Origin of the sequence: Bacillus sp. FSL H8-0516, from assembly GCF_038635285.1 — a bacterium.
Taxonomy (GTDB): Bacteria; Bacillota; Bacilli; order Bacillales; family Bacillaceae; genus Bacillus; species Bacillus safensis.
The window spans coordinates 2247037-2262288 of sequence record NZ_CP152051.1 but is presented as its reverse complement, the minus strand read 5'-3'; the positions used below and the strand labels follow the sequence as shown (position 1 = coordinate 2262288).

The following is a 15252-nucleotide window of genomic DNA, read 5'->3' as shown; positions in this document are numbered from 1 at the left end:
AAGGGGAAAAATTATGGCTATAGCAGACGTCACCATCATTCCAATAGGCACTGAAACACCAAGTGTCAGTGCTTACGTAGCAGATGTACAAAGAATTTTAGAAGGTTTTCAACAAGAAGGAAAAATCAAATATCAATTAACACCGATGAATACGTTAATTGAAGGCGAATTATCCGTTTTATTTGAGGTCATTCAGCGCATTCATGAAGCCCCTTTTGAAAAGGGATTGCACCGAGTAGCGACCAATATTCGCATCGATGACAGACGGGATCAAACCACAACACTTACAAGCAAATTAGAAAGCGTGAATAAGCATTTAAATCAATAAAAAAAAGCCTGCTATAAGCAGGCTTTTAATGTGCAGTTGGATAACCGCTATAGATGATGGTCATGACAGTGAACCATCCAAAAACCAAAAATGTAGCGCCTGCAAAAGCGATGGCAAGTACGTTCACTTTTTTTAGTGAGCGATAGATACCGAGCGCAGCTAAAATCGTGACTAGACCAAAAATAATGACGAGCATCATGTGAAAGTCCCCCTTTGTCATCAATCCCCTTGATTTCCTTTCTTTTCATTTTAACCGTTTTCATAAAGCTTGTCGAGTAGATTCCAGTTGACGATTGTTTGAATTTTTATTGAATAGCCTTCATAATAAAAAAGAATGAATAAAGTAGGTGATGAAAATGAATTGGAGAAGAATGCCACTAGGCTATGTACAAGCGAACGCATATATTTGGAAAAATGAGCAGGGAGAATGCTTAATTTTTGATCCAGGCGGTGAAGCGCAAAAGCTGATTTCCTATGTAAAAGAAAAACAGCTTACACCGCTTGCTGTCTTATTGACACATGCTCATTTTGATCATATTGGCGCGGCAGATGAGGTGCGCGAAGAGTGGGGAGTGCCGCTGTATGTACACGAAAATGAAAAAGAATGGCTCACGAACGCTGAATTAAACGGTTCAGCTCGATTGATTGGGAATGGAATTACGGTCAAAGAAGCTGAAAAATTGATTACGTCAGAAGGAACGCTTCAAATTGGATCGTTTACATTAGAAATGTTCCATACACCAGGGCATTCACCAGGCAGTGTGTCTTACTATTCGGCGGAAGAGGGCTTTGTTATTTCTGGTGACACGCTATTTGAAGGCGGCATCGGGAGAACAGATTTAGTAGGCGGCAGTCAGGAAGTGCTGCTACAATCAATCCATCAAAAATTATTGTCATTGCCAGAATCAACTCTTGTTTTAAGCGGACATGGCGGGGAAACGACTGTGCTGACGGAGCAGGAGCAAAATCCGTTTATTAATGGTTTTTCTCTTTAATTGCAGGCATGAAAAAAGCATCTCTTTAAAAGAGATGCTTTTTTCAATTAATGTCCGGTACCGGGAACCATGATGAAAATCGAATAATATGTAAATCCGGCAAAGAAAATCGTCAAGTACGCTCCGAAAATGTAAATATACATTCTTTCGGATAAATTCAAGTAGGATAAAAATACAAAAAGAACGGTTTGACCGAAGAACAGCAGCGATGCATCTTTCATATGTCCTAAATAGAACATGACAGCAAAAATACCCGTCCAAAAGCCAAGCACGCGGAACATGCGATTCATTTCTTTCCCTCCCCTTAAAAACCCCTTTGATTCATATTATAGCTGATCATCACTTGTTATGTAAACATTTACATTTTTGACATCATGTGAACAATTTATTTTGAATGTAGAAAAAATTTTTTTGAAAAAATGATGAAAAAGTGTTTATGCTGAAAAACATGAGGGTACTTACTCCATAAGAGAAAAGGTTAACGACCTAAGGAGGAAGACTAATGAGTGACATTACTTTTTATTCATACCCGAGCTGCACGTCTTGCCGCAAAACAAAACATTGGTTAAAGGCGAATCAAATTGATTTTAAAGAGCGTCACCTTTTCAGAGAAACGCCAACACTAGATGAATTAAAAAAGATTCTTTCTTTAACAACTGAAGGAATGGATGAAATTTTAGCCACACGAAGTCAGGCTTTTAAAAGCTTAAATTTAAATATTAATGACTTAAAAGTAAACGAGGTCTTACAGCTTCTCATTGAAAAACCAAAGCTGCTACGGAGACCAATCATTATTGATGGAAATAAACTGGTAGTAGGTTATAATCCAGGAGAACTCATGAAAATATCAAAAAAGAAAGCGATTCATCAATCAGTTTCCTAATAAAAAACGAAGATCAGCTGAAACATGCTTCAGCCGTCTTCGTTTTTGTGCTGAACTGGGCTAGCTGGGTTCGAACCAACGATCACGGAGTCAAAGTCCATTGCCTTACCACTTGGCTATAGCCCAATATCAAACGTGTAATGATATTGTTCACCATCTGCGGTCATTTATACATAAAAGTTGTATGTCACGAATTTTAGTGAAAAAGGAGCGAAAGAAGTAAATGAAAAATGAAAAATCTAAGCAATTATATGAATTTATCCTAAAAGAAGCCCCTGTCATGACCGAAGAATGGCTAAAAACAAGAACAGAAGAAGGCTCATTATATTCTAAACATGCTTCAGAGGAAACGGAAAAGAAGCTGAAGGAACAGAACACAGCGTTTATTCAAACCATTGCAGCCACGCTTGTGACACTGTCTGACAAAGTAGAAAACCATTTGAAAAAGTGGTCTGTTGATATTGCACGTGATCGAGCAGTGCACGAGGTGCCGCTATATGAAATCATTGGACAGTTTAAGATTTTCCGCCACATTTTCTGTTCGAGAATTGAGACATTCACCCAAGAAACCGAGCTTGAAGTGACGCTGCAAGATGTGTGTCAGTGGAATCAGCACTTTCACGCCACATTTGATGACATGATTGAGCGTTTATCAGAAGAATATGACCGCGTGACACTTAGTCAGCTGAATGCACAAAGAGAGATGATTCAAGAACTAAGTGCCCCAGTTATTCCAGTATCAAAGGAAATTGGGATTTTGCCGCTGATTGGAGAGATCGATACGTACCGGGCCAAAATCATTCTGGAATCCGTACTAGAACAGGCTTCAAGACTGCGTCTAACGCACTTATTTATTGATATTTCTGGTGTTCCCGTTGTTGATACGATGGTGGCTTATCAGCTGTTTAAAGTGGTCGATAGTGCGAAACTGCTAGGAATTGAGACGATTATTTCAGGCATCCGACCAGAGATCGCTCAAACTGTAGTGAAACTGGGCATTGATTTCTCAAAAGTAAATACTGAGCATAGCCTTGCAAAAGCGTTAGAAAAAAGAGGATTTCGTATCTTTGAAGAGCAGCCGCAAGAAGCCACATCATGACCAAAAAACCTGTACTTGTAAAAGTCAGGTTTTTTTATATGCTCTTTTCTAAAAAATGATGTAATGCATCGTGAGTTGAGGGTTTTCATCATTTATTAGTCATGAAAATCATAAATTGCTCTTTTGTCATTCACGTTCCGCCATTCTACAATGTGATCACAGAAAGGAGTGATCCACTTGTATGGGATTGAATATTTAAGGCAAGAGCTGCTAGAAGAAGCATGCCGCATGAGGGCTTCTGATGTGCATATTGTGCCAAAAGAAAAGGAAGCTTCGGTGTCATTTCGTGTTGATTCAGATTTAATCCAGCAGCGAATGATTGATAAAAAAAGCGGAGAGCGGCTTATTGCACATTTTAAGTTTTTATCTTCTATGGATATCGGTGAAAAAAGGAGGCCGCAAAATGGCTCACTAGCTGTGATGCTAAGAAAAGGTCAAGTATTTATTCGGATGTCTACTTTGCCGACAGTAAATGATGAGAGCTTAGTGATTAGAATATTGCCGCAGGATCATGTTCCGAAAATAAAACATCTATCATTATTTCCGAAAGCCTCAGCCAGATTATTATCCTTTTTAAACCACTCGCATGGACTCATTTTATTTACTGGGCCAACAAATTCAGGGAAAACGACAACACTATATTCATTGATCCAGTTTGCAAAAAAGAATTTTAACCGAAATATTATTACCCTTGAAGATCCTGTCGAAACAAGGAATGAAGAAGTGCTGCAGGTTCAAGTGAATGAAAAAGCCGGCATCACATATGCCGCAGGATTACGCGCTATTTTAAGACATGATCCAGATGTGATTGTGCTAGGAGAAATAAGAGATGCTGAAACGGCTAGAACGGCGATTAGAGCAGCACTGACAGGCCATTTAGTATTGAGTACGCTCCATGCAAAAAACGCAAAAGGAGCCCTTTATCGTATGCTTGAATTTGGTGTCACGATGAATGAACTTGAGCAAACGATGGTTGCGATTGCTGCGCAGCGATTAATCGAGCTCACCTGTCCTTTTTGCGGAGAAAGATGTCAGCTTTACTGTAAATTAAATCGACCGATCAGACGAACAAATGTATTTGAACTGCTGTTCGGAAAAGAGCTTGGTGAGTGTATCAAGGAGGCTAAAGGAGAATATGCTCACTCGTCATATGAAACACTGCAAAGATTAATTCGTAAAGGAGTGGCACTCGGCTATTTATCAAAAAACACTTACCATCGCTGGGTTTATGAAGAAGCGAGCCTCTAAAGTATGGTCTAAAAAGGATCAAGCTGAATGCCTATCAAAACTGGCTCAATTAATTCAGGCTGGATATACATTGATTGAGGCATTAGTGATGGTGAATATCCAGTTATCAAAACAACAGCGGCAGCAATTAAAACTAGGTATTCAGTGGCTTCACGAAGGCGAGCCTTTTTATGTAGTGCTGGAGAGACTCCATTTTCAGCGGGAAGTCATCGCTATACTATGTTTTTCTGAGAAGCATGGCAGTCTAGCCCGTGCTTTAGAACAAAGCGCCCGTTTTTTAGAGAAAAAAATCAAACAGTTAGACACGTTTAAACGTATGTTACGTTACCCGCTTTTCCTCATCTTCACGGTTTTGGTCGTGCTGGTACTCGTTCAGCAAATGATCATTCCTCAATTTTCTGTTTTGTACTCATCGATGGATACCCGCATGTCTTGGCTGATTCAAGGGATGTTTGGACTATTTCAATTCCTTCATGCTTTTCTGCTCATCACTAGTTGTCTGTGTATCTGTCTTATTGGATATTATGCTGTTTTTTTTAGGAAAAAGTCGACCCTTGAGAAATTGAGGGTGATGAGTAAGCTGCCTTTTTTATATAAAGGGATGCAGCTGATGCATACGTACCTTTTTTCTCTTCAGCTCAGCGGACTGCTTCAAGCTGGATTATCGATGTACGAAGGTTTGCAAGCTTTTAAACAGCAAAGCTACCTGCCTTTTCTTCAAGAAATAGGTGAACAAATGATGGAAGAGTTAAGAAAAGGAGAAAGCATGGCCCATCAAGTAAGCGTGTCTCCTTTTTTCGAAAAACATTTTGCAGCCATTATCAAGCATGGTGAAGCCAGCGGAATGCTTGCGAGAGAAATGTACACGTACAGCCAATTTCTATTAGAGAATGCAGAGCTAAAAATTGAAAAATGGATGTCTTGGCTGCAGCCAGTTATTTATGGGGTAACAGCACTTCTTATACTCATCGTGTATTTATCTATTCTTTTACCAATGTATCAACTAATGGAGCAAGTGTAAGAAGGAGGACAGAGATATGAATGATAAAGGATTTACCCTGTTAGAAATGTTAATAGTTATGCTCGTAATATCCATTCTTTTACTCATTACCATACCGAATATCACACGTCATCACCAAGCGATTCAGGCAAAGGGCTGTGAAGGGCTTAAATCAATGGTCAGCACACAAGTGATGGCATATGAATTGGAGCATGATGGGAAGACGCCATCTTTAGCTGAATTAGAAAAAGAAGGTTATGTCAAAAAGGGGTTAACTTGTCCTAATGGAAAAGCGATTGTCATTCAAAACGGCAACGTGAAGCATGAATAAATTATTTTTACATGAGAAGGGTTTTACCCTGATTGAACAGCTGATGATCTTACTTGTTTTATCGATTGTATTGTCGATCATGGGAGGGAAAATCCCAAATATAATAGAAAACGCTGAAGCCAAAAGACAAGTAAACATCATGAAACAAGATCTTCAAATGGCATCATATACTGCATTTATCAAAAAAACACGTGTACATGTTGGGATCCATCCGCCGCATGTATCTTATCAGGTAATAGATCAAAAGAGTAACGAAGTCATTGCTTCTTATCAACATAAAAAGGGCAGCATCAAAACTTCTACATTCTCGCAAGGTATCTATTTTAATGCAAACGGACATCCAAGCAGCGGTGGATCTTTCATTGTCGAATTTGGCAGTCAAACGTATAAACTCACGATTTATTTAGGAAGCGGGCGAATCCATGTTCAAAAACAATAGAGGATTTAGTACGTTTGAGACACTGTTTGCCTGTCATCTCTTTCTATTTGCTGCCCTAATGCTCATGCCAGCCTATGAAAAACTCATGATGGGGAAAAAGGAAGTGAGAGCCAAGCTTGAAGCTTATCAGGTTTTACATGAACAGATGAATGAAGCATTCATAAATGGGTCAACACCTTCCATCAAAAAGAAGAGAGGCGAGATCACGTATGTTTTCAATTGGCGTAAACAGAAGGGATGTGTTTCATACAAAGTACAAAAAAAAGAGACCATATGCTTTCAGCATGTGGAGCGATGACAAAGCTTTTACCCTTTTACAAGCTTTGTGGCAATTGAAGCTCTTTCTATTTCTTTCTTTTGGCTGTGGACTGATCTTTTCAGCAGCTGAGAAAGCTCGTCCATTTGAAAACATCAACGGATTTTCCCAAATGGAGTGGAAACAGACTGTCCTGCAATTAGATGAGGAATTAAGTCGTGCCGATGCTGTGAAATCAGTGAAAGATGGAAAAGCGTTAGAGTATATTTCTGATCAAGGGCGAGTGGTAACAATTGAGCCATATCAAGAGATGCTTCGAAAACGAACGGATCAAGCTGGACATCTTCCTTTATTGCATAAGGTGAAACAATTTCACGTGAGAACGAGTCAGCATAGAGCGATTCTAAAAGTCACAGATGGATCTGGTAAAGTGTATGAAGCCGTTTTTTTCACATATAAAGGGGTGGTTCGTAAATCGTGAAAAGAGAGGAAGGGTTTATCTATCCGCATGTGCTTGCGGCGATTTTATTTTTTCTCTTGATCCTAGGGGCGATAACGATGGGGTTTCAAAAAGAACTGAAAAGTGCAGAGCTGACGATTTCTTTTTATAAAAAACAGCAGCTTTTTAGGGTGGGTGTGAGTGAAGCTGCCAGCACAGTAGAACGTATTTGTGCGAAACAGAAAACCCATATTGATACTGAAGAAGGCCGTGTGACACTGAAGCGGATGAAATGCGATCTTAAGAAAAAACTTGTCCTTGTTTTGGTGAAGGTGAAAACAAAAGATGGTTTATCCGATGAGCGTGAACTGATGCTGGATTGGAAGACTGGTGAAATCATGAGATGGGCAAATCCTGATTAGCCAGTGTATAAAATCATCCTCTTCCTGGTAAGACTTGAAGGAAGAAGAGGTGAAAGTGCTTGAAAACAAATGACTATGTAAAATATATGACGCAGGAAATCATTAAATATATGAATACACCACGTGACGAACGGAAGGAACACAAACAAGAAAAAATAGAAACGAAACCGCCGTTTTCACAGCGTTTATTTGGGGTTCTGCCGTTTGGCTTATCCATGATGCTTAAAAAACGTCAGCGCCATCGACGAAAGTAAAAAGCCGCCCAGCAGGCGGTTTTTTTATGCCACTTTAGCTGTATTCCTCCACAACAATCACTTTATTCACCTTGTTTGAGTAAGGGTTATAGGAAATGGTGACGAATACCCCAAATTCCTTTGTATGGTCTTTTAACGTAATATGATACTGTTTCACAGATTCCTTATCGCGGTGGCGGTCCCATACTTTTTGTTTAAATAATACTTGCGTTAGCGGGTATCTTTTTTTTGCTTCTTTGACTGCCCGCGTTTCCCATTGATCTGCGGCGGCAGTCAAACCTCTCGCATCAACGGGTTTGACCTCTAGAATCATAGAACTCAGCAGTAAACTGAGCATGATTATGATTTTTCCATATTTCACTTAACATCACCTCACCTCTTCATATCCTGACCAAATCCTACATTTTTATGTAAGTTTTAAGAAGTACAAATGTCACACAAAAAAATATTGAATATGGTGAAAAAATGAGAAAATGGGAGAATTTTCTCGTAATGGTTCTTGTTTAAGAACAAAATGGACTAATTTGACGTTTTGGGTTTTATAGGTATTTCCTTATACTGTATATAATCGTTCTTTTTAAAGAACAGTTGTTCAAGGAGTTGAAGGAATGAATGAAACAGTCGCTCTTTGTACTCTTTTGTGCCATTTGTTTGATTTTGACGTCTTCCATCATGACACCAACGAATGCTTCTTTTAACGATGTTGAGCACAAAAAATTTGTCATGAAAACATGTGAAAATTTTGAACAGACAGATCAGCATTGTCAGCCTAAAAAATGGGATCAAAGTCAATTGGAGCTTATCGATCAAACGATGATCGAAGGAACAGTCTGCGCACCTCAAAAGCTGAGCATGACACTAAAAAATAGTGGACAGCCTATTGCGTACTCTGAATGGAAGTGGGAATTACATAAAATAGGAAATGGTCAGAAGCCATTACAAGATGGTCATATTCTTGAAAAGGGCTCCATAAAGTCCCTGTTATCGCAAGAAACAGCGACTGTCACGACAGATAAAGCAAAAACAAATGGAAGCTATGCATTTAAAATCTATTATCCTAAAGGGTTTAGCGCATCTGATCAGGCGTACTTTTGGTCTAAACCGATGGTGCTCTCAAAGTGTCAAGAAAAGGCGTCCTAAATGGAGCTGTCATTTAAAGTGAAAAAATGATAGGCGAAGGGGAGAAGGGGTTATGAAAAAATGGATGAAGATGTCTGGGAGTATTCTTTATGTGATGGTGTTCACGGTGATGATAGCCTCTATTATTGTCGTGTTGTCATCAAGAACAACAGGAGGAGAACCTCAGATCTTCGGTTATCAATTGAAGCAAGTATTATCAGGTTCGATGGAACCAGAATTTTCAGCTGGGTCACTGATTGTCGTAAAACAGGTTGCCTCACCTGAGACGCTCAAAAAAGGAGATATTATTACGTTTCAAACAAAGCAGGATCAGTCCTTTGTGACCCACCGAATTGTTGGGGTGAAGGGAAAGGGTGCAAATAAAGCGTTTGAGACGAAGGGTGACAATAATATGTATCAAGACGGTACGCTGGTAAAAGCGGATCAGGTAACTGCGCAGTATATGGGAGTGAACATTCCTTATGCAGGAAAGCTTCTTTCGTATGCAGGGACATCAGCTGGAACTGCTTTGCTCCTTATTATACCAGGTGTCATGCTGCTCGTTTATTCAACCATTCATTTTGTGGGCGCAGCAAAACATCGTAGACACACGGCTGATGTACATATCTCAGAGGAACAAGCTTAAATCGTTTGTAACCTAATCAGGTTTCAATAAAACAATATATTAGGGGGTTTATTCATGGCAATGAAGAAATCAATTCGTTTAGGTGTATTATCAGGGGCTTTAGGTCTTGCATTAATTGGCGGGGGAACATGGGCGGCGTTTAATGATATTGAAAAGGCAAACGCGGTCTACTCGACAGGAGAGCTGGATTTATCTGCTAAAGAGAACTCCGGCGCCATCAACCTTTCGAACTTAAAACCTGGTGATCGGATCAAGAAAGAATTTCATTTTGATAATAAGGGATCACTAGCAATAAACCAAGTGCTGATGAGTCTTGATTATAGCCAGTTTACAGATGGATCTTCCGCGAAGAATGGCGGTAAAAATACAGCTGAAGAATTTCTCAGCCAGTTTCAGGTGAGTGTTCTTACGGTTGGAGCCGAAGGTGGAAATGGTTATCCGAAAAATATTATTTTAGACCATGCAAACCTGCTTGACTTGCATCAATTAACGTCAAAACAGGATCAGACCGCATTTGAAAAGCTTCGTCATGCCGTCGATGAGAAGTTTTTACATGAAAGTGGGAAAATTAATGTAGCAACTGTTGATGGAACAGTGGCTCCAGAGTATGACGGCATTCCAAAGAATCCGTTTGATTACGATAAAATGGAAATGATCATTGAATTTATCAATGACCAGACGAAGGATAAAGCTGGTCACTATATCCAAAATAAATACCAAGGCGATGCGATTCAAATTGATCTTTCCTTCGAAGCGACTCAGTGGAATGGTTTAACGATCAATCCAAAAAAGCATACGGATGAAAAAGGCTACGTGAAAGAAAACGAAAAAGCACACAGCGAAGATAAAAAATAAAGCCAGTCTTTAGGCTGATATCAAGGTCTGCATAGCAATTGGAGGAGTATGCGCTAAAACGTGCGCTTTACTCCTCTTCTTGCTTTTTTCTCCAGATTTGATAATCTAAAAATTCACGAAATTGCTTTTTCGAAACCCCTGATGTCATTGCATCTCGAACTAGTTTTTCCCATTCACTATCTAATTGACCATCGTATTCGGTTTCATCTTTTTCGTTTAAAAGTGTATGAACCGAGACGTCCAGAACAGCGGAGACTTTTTCAAGAAATTGAATGGAGGGGTTTGTTTGCAAGTTTCTTTCTATTGAGCTTAAATAAGACTTCGCTACCCCAGCCTTTTCGGCCAGTTCTGATAGTGAGTAGCCTTTTTCATTGCGGTATTGTTTAATACGCTGGCCAATCAATGTCATCACCTTCCTTTCGATATTATAGCACATTCAGAAAGGTTTGATAGAATGACTTCTTACCAGAGGGGGAGACTCAGAGGACTTTTCATTTGATTTGAGGAAATGACGGACTTCTTCAACTGTTAGTCCTGCCTTGCGAGCTTCGCGTAATAATTGAACCCATTCACTGTCTAATTTGTTCGTTTTCTTTTCCATACAAATACCCTCCTAAAATACTGAATCATGTATTTCAGGCACTTAACGCATGAAATGGAAAGACATAGGTGGTAAGACCTCATAGTTTGCTTGCGTCATGTTTCCGCCCAATACAAACAGACAAACTTAGCTTTAGACTGATCGAAAATCGTATGTCACATAAAAGGGAGGGGACCATGAGTCAACCTCCTCTTTTTTGCTGTAAGTAAAAAAGTCCGCCATTTTCAATCGTAAGACTGATTTTTGGTTCGTATAAAGTTTTGAGTGCTTGTCTTTCTATTTCATATTCTACAGATGTGTCTGAAGTCCCTTCATAAAATTGGTTTAAAAGTTCGAAGTCTTCCTTCCATTTTTGAACGGCGCGCACTGCCCAGTCGTCCGGTTCCTCATGGGCATAATGCTCCATAAGGCTGTAGAGCCGTTTGATTCCGCTCTCTGGCTTAATCATTGTGCTCATCGTAAAGCAATAATCGGGAATTTGAGACGACAGCTCACGAGCTTCCAGCTTCTCTTGAAATTGTTCAATGACTTCTCCGCGAATGAGATGAAGGCCTAATGATAAAAGCTTATCCTTCTTCCGGTCTGCAAGGTAAGAAATTTTTACATTGAGACCAAGCCATGGCTCAAGGGCGATCTGGTTGTTCGTGAGCGGGCTGACTCGTTCATAAAGCCTGATAAAACGGCCCTGCTCTTTGACCGCCTCAAATATTTGAAATAACCGGGGGGAGCCGAAATGGATAAATTCACCACTGATCGTATCACCCGCTTTTTTTTGATCTGTGATCAAAGTCAATTGCCGCGGTTCAGGTACACCGCCAGTTTTTTCAAGCCAGTGCCAATAAAAAGGACGGTTCATAATCAATTTATCCATTTCAATTGTCAGCTGTACGGTCATATGTCCTGCACTTTCTTCTAATATGCTGCATTGATTCGTCTTGAAAAAACGGAGAAGAAAGGTGTGAATGTCATGCTGCTCCATTGATCAACTCTCCTTTATGAGCCTTGCTGTCTTTTTTCTAAAAGTGGTGTTTGTGCTTCAGTTAAATAAGAAGCAAACTGGGTTAATTTCTTTTTCATGTCTCCGCCTGGTTCATGCTGGAAGAGGATTTGATGCAATTCTGTTTCGACATCTTTAATATCAATTCTTGTTAAAATATCATCTAAATCGCCTATGACGTTTTCAAACAGCTGAATTTTTTCATATAAAAGCTTTAAAATATGCTCTTCAACTGTTCCGCTCGTTGCCATATTGTAAATGTGGACATCTCGCTCTTGGCCAAGGCGGTGGATACGTCCAATTCTCTGTTCTAAACGCATCGGGTTCCAAGGGAGGTCGTAGTTAATGATTTGGTTACAAAACTGAAGGTTGATCCCTTCGCCGCCAGCTTCTGTCGCAATTAACACTTGCGCCCGTTCTCTGAATAAATCTTTCATCCAATCTTTTTTGCCCCGCTTAAAGCCGCCCCGAAATGGCACAGAGCTGATACCATTTTGCTGTAGAAACCATTGTAAATAAATTTGTGTGGCGCGGTATTCGGTGAAAATAATGACCTTCTCATTTAACTGCTGAATGAGTTTGACCACTTCAAGCGCCTTTGAGTTTTGCTCCACTTGATTGATTTTCTCCATGATTTGCGTTATTGCAGAAGATCCGAGAATATGCTTTTCTTCTTCCTGCATTTTTTTAATCGTCATATAAACTGCTTCACGGCTTGAACAGCATTCTCGTTCCAAGGTCATAATGGAAAACATATGCTTTGTATAAGACGGATTCTCTTTCAGCTTGCAGATTTCATCATACAAAGCTTGTTCTGTCGGAGAGAAATCAATGGAAATCGTTTTGACATGCCGTTTTGTCCACTCGATGCCTGTGTCTTGTCTTCGGTTTCGAATCATCACTTTATTGACGAGCTGTTTTAATCGGTCATGGTCTTCAAGCTGCAAGTCCTTTTTGGCAAAGATATCTTTAAATTGATGTTCATTTCCTAGGTGGCCTGGCTTCAGAAGGGAAACAAGATTAAATATTTCTCCGATCCGGTTTTGAATAGGTGTGGCTGTCAGCAGCAGGCAGAACTTCTTATTCAGGTTTCTCACAAATTCATAGTTTTTCGTTTTATTGTTTTTCAGTTTGTGTGCTTCATCGATAATGACCATATCGTAGGCAATCGATAAAATCGTGTCTCGATGCGGCTGTCTTTTGGCTGTGTCAATAGAGGAAACGACTACGTCACACTGTTCCCACACATAGCTCTTTTTTTGTTCAACAGCATCAATATAAAATTTCGTCCGCAGCTCCTGTACCCACTGAGACACAAGCGAGGCGGGGACGAGAATGAGAATCTTTTTGGCAAGTCCACGAATCATGTATTCTTTGATAATGAGTCCTGCTTCTACGGTTTTTCCAAGTCCCACTTCATCTGCTAGAATGGCTTTCCCATTCATTTCTTCTACGACTCTTCTGGCTACTTCAAGCTGGTGCTTTAAAGGTGTGAATGCAGGCAGGTGCGCGGGAGCTTGCAGTCCCTCGAATGAATCAATGGCTGTGACTTTTTGAACCTGCGTCGCTAAACGATACATATCCCAGTTCGCCCAGGGGCCGTCTGCTGAAAGCCGCTGCTGAAATTCATTTGCCCATTCCTGATCAAAAATCGTTTGAATATTCAATGTGGTCGCCTGCCTTTCTTTCTAGTAGGATCTGATAAAATTGTTCTGTTTTTAAACGCTTCATTTTTTTGGAGGTCTCTAAAAGACTAGATATATGAATAAAAGCGAACGATATCGAAGGATTATTTTAAAAATGTTAATGATTTTTCTGTTGCTCTTCATCCATTTCTAATGGTAGGATGTTGATAAGTGATCTAGAAAATAAGTCACCCATTTTGATAGTATGTCCAATAAATGTGAAAAATATGAGCGGATGATGGTATGGGGAGAGACTTGGCGGTTATTTTGCACTGGCAGGCGCCGAAGGAGCAAGCTGAATGATTCAGTGAATCTCTCAGGCAAAAGTACTCTTACCGGACGCAACTCTGGAGAGTGTTTGCTTAAGGGTTTTAGCAAACCACCAAAGGGGAAAACGCACAATGATATTGTGCTGTAAACTTTCAGGTGCAAGGACAGAGACTTCTTTTTGATAAAAGGGAGCGCTCTGTCCTTTTTTGCTGTGATTTTTTCTGAAAATTCAGCTTGCATTTGCACTGTGAGAAAAAAGGGGGAAACGATTGATGTTGAAACGAACACCGCTTTTTCATGCGTATGAAACGTTTGGCGCAAAAACCATTGACTTCGGGGGCTGGGAATTACCTGTCCAATTTTCTTCCATTAAAGAAGAACATGAAGCTGTTCGAACAAAAGCAGGGCTTTTTGATGTGTCTCACATGGGTGAGGTGGACGTCAAAGGTCAAGATGCCCTTCCATTTTTACAAAGGTTATTAACCAATGATGTGTCTAAGCTGACAGACGGTAAGGCACTATATACAGCCATGTGTTATGAAGATGGCGGAACGGTAGATGACCTGCTCGTCTACCAAAAAGAAAAGAATCACTATTTGCTTGTCATCAATGCATCAAATATCGATAAAGACGTGGATTGGCTTTTGAAGCACCAAGAGAAGGATGATGTATTGATCAAAAATATGTCTGATCAAACCGCCTTGCTAGCGCTTCAAGGACCTCTTGCAGCTGACATCATCAAAGAGGTGGCGGGTGAAGAGGTGACATCGCTTAAGCCATTTACGTTTTTATCAAAAGCTGAGGTCGCAAATAAAGAAGTGCTCGTTTCCAGAACAGGCTACACAGGGGAAGATGGCTTTGAAATTTACTGCCAGTCAGAAGATGCGGTCCACCTTTGGTCAGCTTTATTAGAAGCGGGGCAGCCAAAAGGACTCATTCCATGCGGACTCGGTGCACGTGACACCTTGAGATTTGAAGCAAGACTTCCGCTTTACGGCCAGGAGCTGACAAAGGATATCTCTCCATTAGAAGGCGGCATTGGTTTTGCTGTCAAAACGGATAAAGAAGCTGATTTTATCGGAAAAGCTGCACTTAAAAAACAAAAAGAAGAGGGACTGAAGCGAAAGCTTGTCGGCATTGAAATGATTGATAAAGGGATTCCGCGTACAGATTATCCAGTCTTTTCAGGAGAAAAGCAGGTTGGGATTGTCACAACGGGCACTCAATCCCCAACATTAAAGAAAAATGTCGGGCTTGCTTTGATCGAAACCTCAGAGGCGGAGCTTGGATCAGAGGTGGAAGTACAAGTTCGCAAAAAACGTTTAAAAGCCAAAATCGTCGCAACACCATTTTATAAAAGAGCCAAATAACGAGGGGGAATAGAG

General features: G+C 40.2%; 23 protein-coding genes, 1 tRNA gene and 1 riboswitch. Of the genes, 16 read left to right on the top strand and 8 right to left on the bottom strand.

Annotated features, from left to right (window positions below; translation table 11 throughout):
- Positions 1–13 precede the first annotated feature (13 nt).
- Positions 14–328 (top strand): MTH1187 family thiamine-binding protein, encoded by a 315-nt coding sequence (locus MHB67_RS11395; RefSeq protein ID WP_024427984.1) that lies wholly within the window; start codon positions 14–16, stop codon positions 326–328.
- A gap of 25 nt (positions 329–353) precedes the next feature.
- On the opposite strand, the gene MHB67_RS11390 is transcribed toward MHB67_RS11395, so the two are convergent.
- Entirely contained in the window at positions 354–527 is a 174-nt protein-coding gene (locus tag MHB67_RS11390) for a DUF2759 domain-containing protein (protein ID WP_003217333.1), read from the bottom strand.
- A gap of 157 nt (positions 528–684) precedes the next feature.
- Between MHB67_RS11390 and MHB67_RS11385 the strand changes: the two genes are divergently transcribed.
- Positions 685–1323 (top strand): MBL fold metallo-hydrolase, encoded by a 639-nt coding sequence (locus MHB67_RS11385; RefSeq protein WP_024422981.1) that lies wholly within the window; start codon positions 685–687, stop codon positions 1321–1323.
- A gap of 47 nt (positions 1324–1370) precedes the next feature.
- Here the strand turns inward: MHB67_RS11385 and MHB67_RS11380 are convergent, their stop codons facing one another.
- The gene (locus MHB67_RS11380) at positions 1371–1613 is read right to left on the bottom strand and encodes a DUF2626 domain-containing protein (RefSeq protein WP_003217440.1); all 243 of its coding nucleotides are present in this window, start codon (positions 1611–1613) and stop codon (positions 1371–1373) included.
- Positions 1614–1825: 212 nt separating this feature from the next.
- Here MHB67_RS11380 and MHB67_RS11375 point away from each other — a divergent pair, with 212 nt between their 5' ends.
- Complete coding sequence (locus MHB67_RS11375) at positions 1826–2206, top strand: Spx/MgsR family RNA polymerase-binding regulatory protein (protein ID WP_007501232.1); 381 nt, start codon at positions 1826–1828, stop codon at positions 2204–2206.
- A gap of 55 nt (positions 2207–2261) precedes the next feature.
- Here MHB67_RS11375 and MHB67_RS11370 read toward each other — a convergent pair.
- Positions 2262–2332 (bottom strand) — tRNA-Gln (locus MHB67_RS11370).
- Positions 2333–2429: 97 nt separating this feature from the next.
- On the opposite strand from MHB67_RS11370, the gene MHB67_RS11365 reads away from it, so the two are divergent.
- The 9 genes from MHB67_RS11365 to MHB67_RS11325 all read left to right on the top strand — a co-directional run bounded on the left by MHB67_RS11365 (position 2430) and on the right by MHB67_RS11325 (position 7694).
- The gene (locus tag MHB67_RS11365) at positions 2430–3305 is read left to right on the top strand and encodes an STAS domain-containing protein (protein WP_024422979.1); all 876 of its coding nucleotides are present in this window, start codon (positions 2430–2432) and stop codon (positions 3303–3305) included.
- 177 nt (positions 3306–3482) lie between these two features.
- Positions 3483–4553 carry a competence type IV pilus ATPase ComGA gene (gene comGA / locus MHB67_RS11360; protein ID WP_103131947.1) on the top strand — a complete coding sequence of 357 codons (1071 nt, stop codon included), beginning with the start codon at positions 3483–3485 and terminating at the stop codon, positions 4551–4553.
- Positions 4534–5574: a competence type IV pilus assembly protein ComGB gene (gene comGB / locus MHB67_RS11355; RefSeq protein WP_103131948.1), complete on the top strand. Its 1041-nt coding sequence runs from the start codon at positions 4534–4536 to the stop codon at positions 5572–5574. The genes comGA and comGB overlap by 20 nt, the downstream gene beginning before the upstream one ends.
- Positions 5575–5590: 16 nt before the next feature.
- The gene (gene comGC / locus MHB67_RS11350; protein WP_024422977.1) at positions 5591–5884 is read left to right on the top strand and encodes a competence type IV pilus major pilin ComGC; all 294 of its coding nucleotides are present in this window, start codon (positions 5591–5593) and stop codon (positions 5882–5884) included.
- Positions 5877–6323, top strand: coding sequence for a competence type IV pilus minor pilin ComGD (comGD, locus tag MHB67_RS11345; protein WP_103131949.1), 447 nt, complete (start codon positions 5877–5879; stop codon positions 6321–6323). The genes comGC and comGD overlap by 8 nt, the downstream gene beginning before the upstream one ends.
- Positions 6307–6621 carry a competence type IV pilus minor pilin ComGE gene (gene comGE, locus MHB67_RS11340; protein ID WP_073206282.1) on the top strand — a complete coding sequence of 105 codons (315 nt, stop codon included), beginning with the start codon at positions 6307–6309 and terminating at the stop codon, positions 6619–6621. The genes comGD and comGE overlap by 17 nt, the downstream gene beginning before the upstream one ends.
- Positions 6533–7060, top strand: a complete 528-nt coding sequence (gene comGF / locus MHB67_RS11335) for a competence type IV pilus minor pilin ComGF (protein ID WP_258011119.1) — start codon at positions 6533–6535, stop codon at positions 7058–7060. The genes comGE and comGF overlap by 89 nt, the downstream gene beginning before the upstream one ends.
- Positions 7057–7440 carry a competence type IV pilus minor pilin ComGG gene (gene comGG / locus MHB67_RS11330; protein ID WP_103131951.1) on the top strand — a complete coding sequence of 128 codons (384 nt, stop codon included), beginning with the start codon at positions 7057–7059 and terminating at the stop codon, positions 7438–7440. Before comGF ends, comGG begins: the two co-directional genes overlap by 4 nt.
- Positions 7441–7499: 59 nt before the next feature.
- Positions 7500–7694, top strand: a complete 195-nt coding sequence (locus MHB67_RS11325) for a YqzE family protein (RefSeq protein WP_024422974.1) — start codon at positions 7500–7502, stop codon at positions 7692–7694.
- A gap of 34 nt (positions 7695–7728) precedes the next feature.
- On the opposite strand, the gene MHB67_RS11320 is transcribed toward MHB67_RS11325, so the two are convergent.
- Positions 7729–8007 (bottom strand): DUF3889 domain-containing protein, encoded by a 279-nt coding sequence (locus tag MHB67_RS11320; RefSeq protein ID WP_171464609.1) that lies wholly within the window; start codon positions 8005–8007, stop codon positions 7729–7731.
- A gap of 299 nt (positions 8008–8306) precedes the next feature.
- Here MHB67_RS11320 and tapA point away from each other — a divergent pair, with 299 nt between their 5' ends.
- The 3 genes from tapA to MHB67_RS11305 are packed head-to-tail and all read left to right on the top strand — an operon-like array spanning position 8307 to position 10314.
- Complete coding sequence (gene tapA / locus MHB67_RS11315) at positions 8307–8834, top strand: amyloid fiber anchoring/assembly protein TapA (protein WP_103131952.1); 528 nt, start codon at positions 8307–8309, stop codon at positions 8832–8834.
- Between the two features lie 52 nt (positions 8835–8886).
- Complete coding sequence (locus MHB67_RS11310) at positions 8887–9459, top strand: signal peptidase I (RefSeq protein ID WP_024422971.1); 573 nt, start codon at positions 8887–8889, stop codon at positions 9457–9459.
- 54 nt (positions 9460–9513) lie between these two features.
- Entirely contained in the window at positions 9514–10314 is an 801-nt protein-coding gene (locus tag MHB67_RS11305; protein WP_024422970.1) for a TasA family protein, read from the top strand.
- A gap of 67 nt (positions 10315–10381) precedes the next feature.
- Here the strand turns inward: MHB67_RS11305 and sinR are convergent, their stop codons facing one another.
- From sinR to MHB67_RS11285, 4 genes are all read right to left on the bottom strand, one after another.
- Positions 10382–10717, bottom strand: coding sequence for a transcriptional regulator SinR (gene sinR / locus MHB67_RS11300; protein ID WP_024422969.1), 336 nt, complete (start codon positions 10715–10717; stop codon positions 10382–10384).
- Positions 10718–10750: 33 nt separating this feature from the next.
- Positions 10751–10915, bottom strand: coding sequence for an anti-repressor SinI family protein (locus MHB67_RS11295; RefSeq protein WP_073206269.1), 165 nt, complete (start codon positions 10913–10915; stop codon positions 10751–10753).
- 181 nt (positions 10916–11096) lie between these two features.
- Positions 11097–11894, bottom strand: coding sequence for a YqhG family protein (locus MHB67_RS11290; protein ID WP_103131953.1), 798 nt, complete (start codon positions 11892–11894; stop codon positions 11097–11099).
- Between the two features lie 14 nt (positions 11895–11908).
- Positions 11909–13579, bottom strand: a complete 1671-nt coding sequence (locus tag MHB67_RS11285) for an SNF2-related protein (RefSeq protein WP_024427994.1) — start codon at positions 13577–13579, stop codon at positions 11909–11911.
- A 253-nt stretch (positions 13580–13832) separates the two neighbouring features.
- A riboswitch (glycine riboswitch) is annotated at positions 13833–13939 on the top strand.
- 200 nt (positions 13940–14139) lie between these two features.
- On the opposite strand from MHB67_RS11285, the gene gcvT reads away from it, so the two are divergent.
- A complete protein-coding gene (gcvT, locus tag MHB67_RS11280) occupies positions 14140–15237 on the top strand; it encodes a glycine cleavage system aminomethyltransferase GcvT (RefSeq protein WP_024427995.1) in 1098 nt (365 codons plus the stop codon).
- Positions 15238–15252: the final 15 nt, after the last annotated feature.

Excerpts from the sequence above, each read along its gene's own strand:
- comGC (WP_024422977.1), top strand. The coding sequence starts at position 5,591 with ATGAATGATAAAGGATTTACCCTGTTAGAAATGTTAATAGTTATGCTC.
- MHB67_RS11290 (WP_103131953.1), bottom strand. The coding sequence starts at position 11,894 with ATGGAGCAGCATGACATTCACACCTTTCTTCTCCGTTTTTTCAAGACG.
- MHB67_RS11375 (WP_007501232.1), top strand. The coding sequence starts at position 1,826 with ATGAGTGACATTACTTTTTATTCATACCCGAGCTGCACGTCTTGCCGC.
- MHB67_RS11385 (WP_024422981.1), top strand. The coding sequence starts at position 685 with ATGAATTGGAGAAGAATGCCACTAGGCTATGTACAAGCGAACGCATAT.
- MHB67_RS11365 (WP_024422979.1), top strand. The coding sequence starts at position 2,430 with ATGAAAAATGAAAAATCTAAGCAATTATATGAATTTATCCTAAAAGAA.
- comGF (WP_258011119.1), top strand. The coding sequence starts at position 6,533 with ATGTTTTCAATTGGCGTAAACAGAAGGGATGTGTTTCATACAAAGTAC.
- MHB67_RS11320 (WP_171464609.1), bottom strand. The coding sequence starts at position 8,007 with ATGATTCTAGAGGTCAAACCCGTTGATGCGAGAGGTTTGACTGCCGCC.
- comGB (WP_103131948.1), top strand. The coding sequence starts at position 4,534 with ATGAAGAAGCGAGCCTCTAAAGTATGGTCTAAAAAGGATCAAGCTGAA.
- gcvT (WP_024427995.1), top strand. The coding sequence starts at position 14,140 with ATGTTGAAACGAACACCGCTTTTTCATGCGTATGAAACGTTTGGCGCA.
- MHB67_RS11310 (WP_024422971.1), top strand. The coding sequence starts at position 8,887 with ATGAAAAAATGGATGAAGATGTCTGGGAGTATTCTTTATGTGATGGTG.
- MHB67_RS11395 (WP_024427984.1), top strand. The coding sequence starts at position 14 with ATGGCTATAGCAGACGTCACCATCATTCCAATAGGCACTGAAACACCA.
- MHB67_RS11295 (WP_073206269.1), bottom strand. The coding sequence starts at position 10,915 with ATGGAAAAGAAAACGAACAAATTAGACAGTGAATGGGTTCAATTATTA.
- comGD (WP_103131949.1), top strand. The coding sequence starts at position 5,877 with ATGAATAAATTATTTTTACATGAGAAGGGTTTTACCCTGATTGAACAG.
- MHB67_RS11390 (WP_003217333.1), bottom strand. The coding sequence starts at position 527 with ATGATGCTCGTCATTATTTTTGGTCTAGTCACGATTTTAGCTGCGCTC.
- tapA (WP_103131952.1), top strand. The coding sequence starts at position 8,307 with ATGAAACAGTCGCTCTTTGTACTCTTTTGTGCCATTTGTTTGATTTTG.
- MHB67_RS11305 (WP_024422970.1), top strand. The coding sequence starts at position 9,514 with ATGGCAATGAAGAAATCAATTCGTTTAGGTGTATTATCAGGGGCTTTA.
- comGE (WP_073206282.1), top strand. The coding sequence starts at position 6,307 with ATGTTCAAAAACAATAGAGGATTTAGTACGTTTGAGACACTGTTTGCC.
- MHB67_RS11380 (WP_003217440.1), bottom strand. The coding sequence starts at position 1,613 with ATGAATCGCATGTTCCGCGTGCTTGGCTTTTGGACGGGTATTTTTGCT.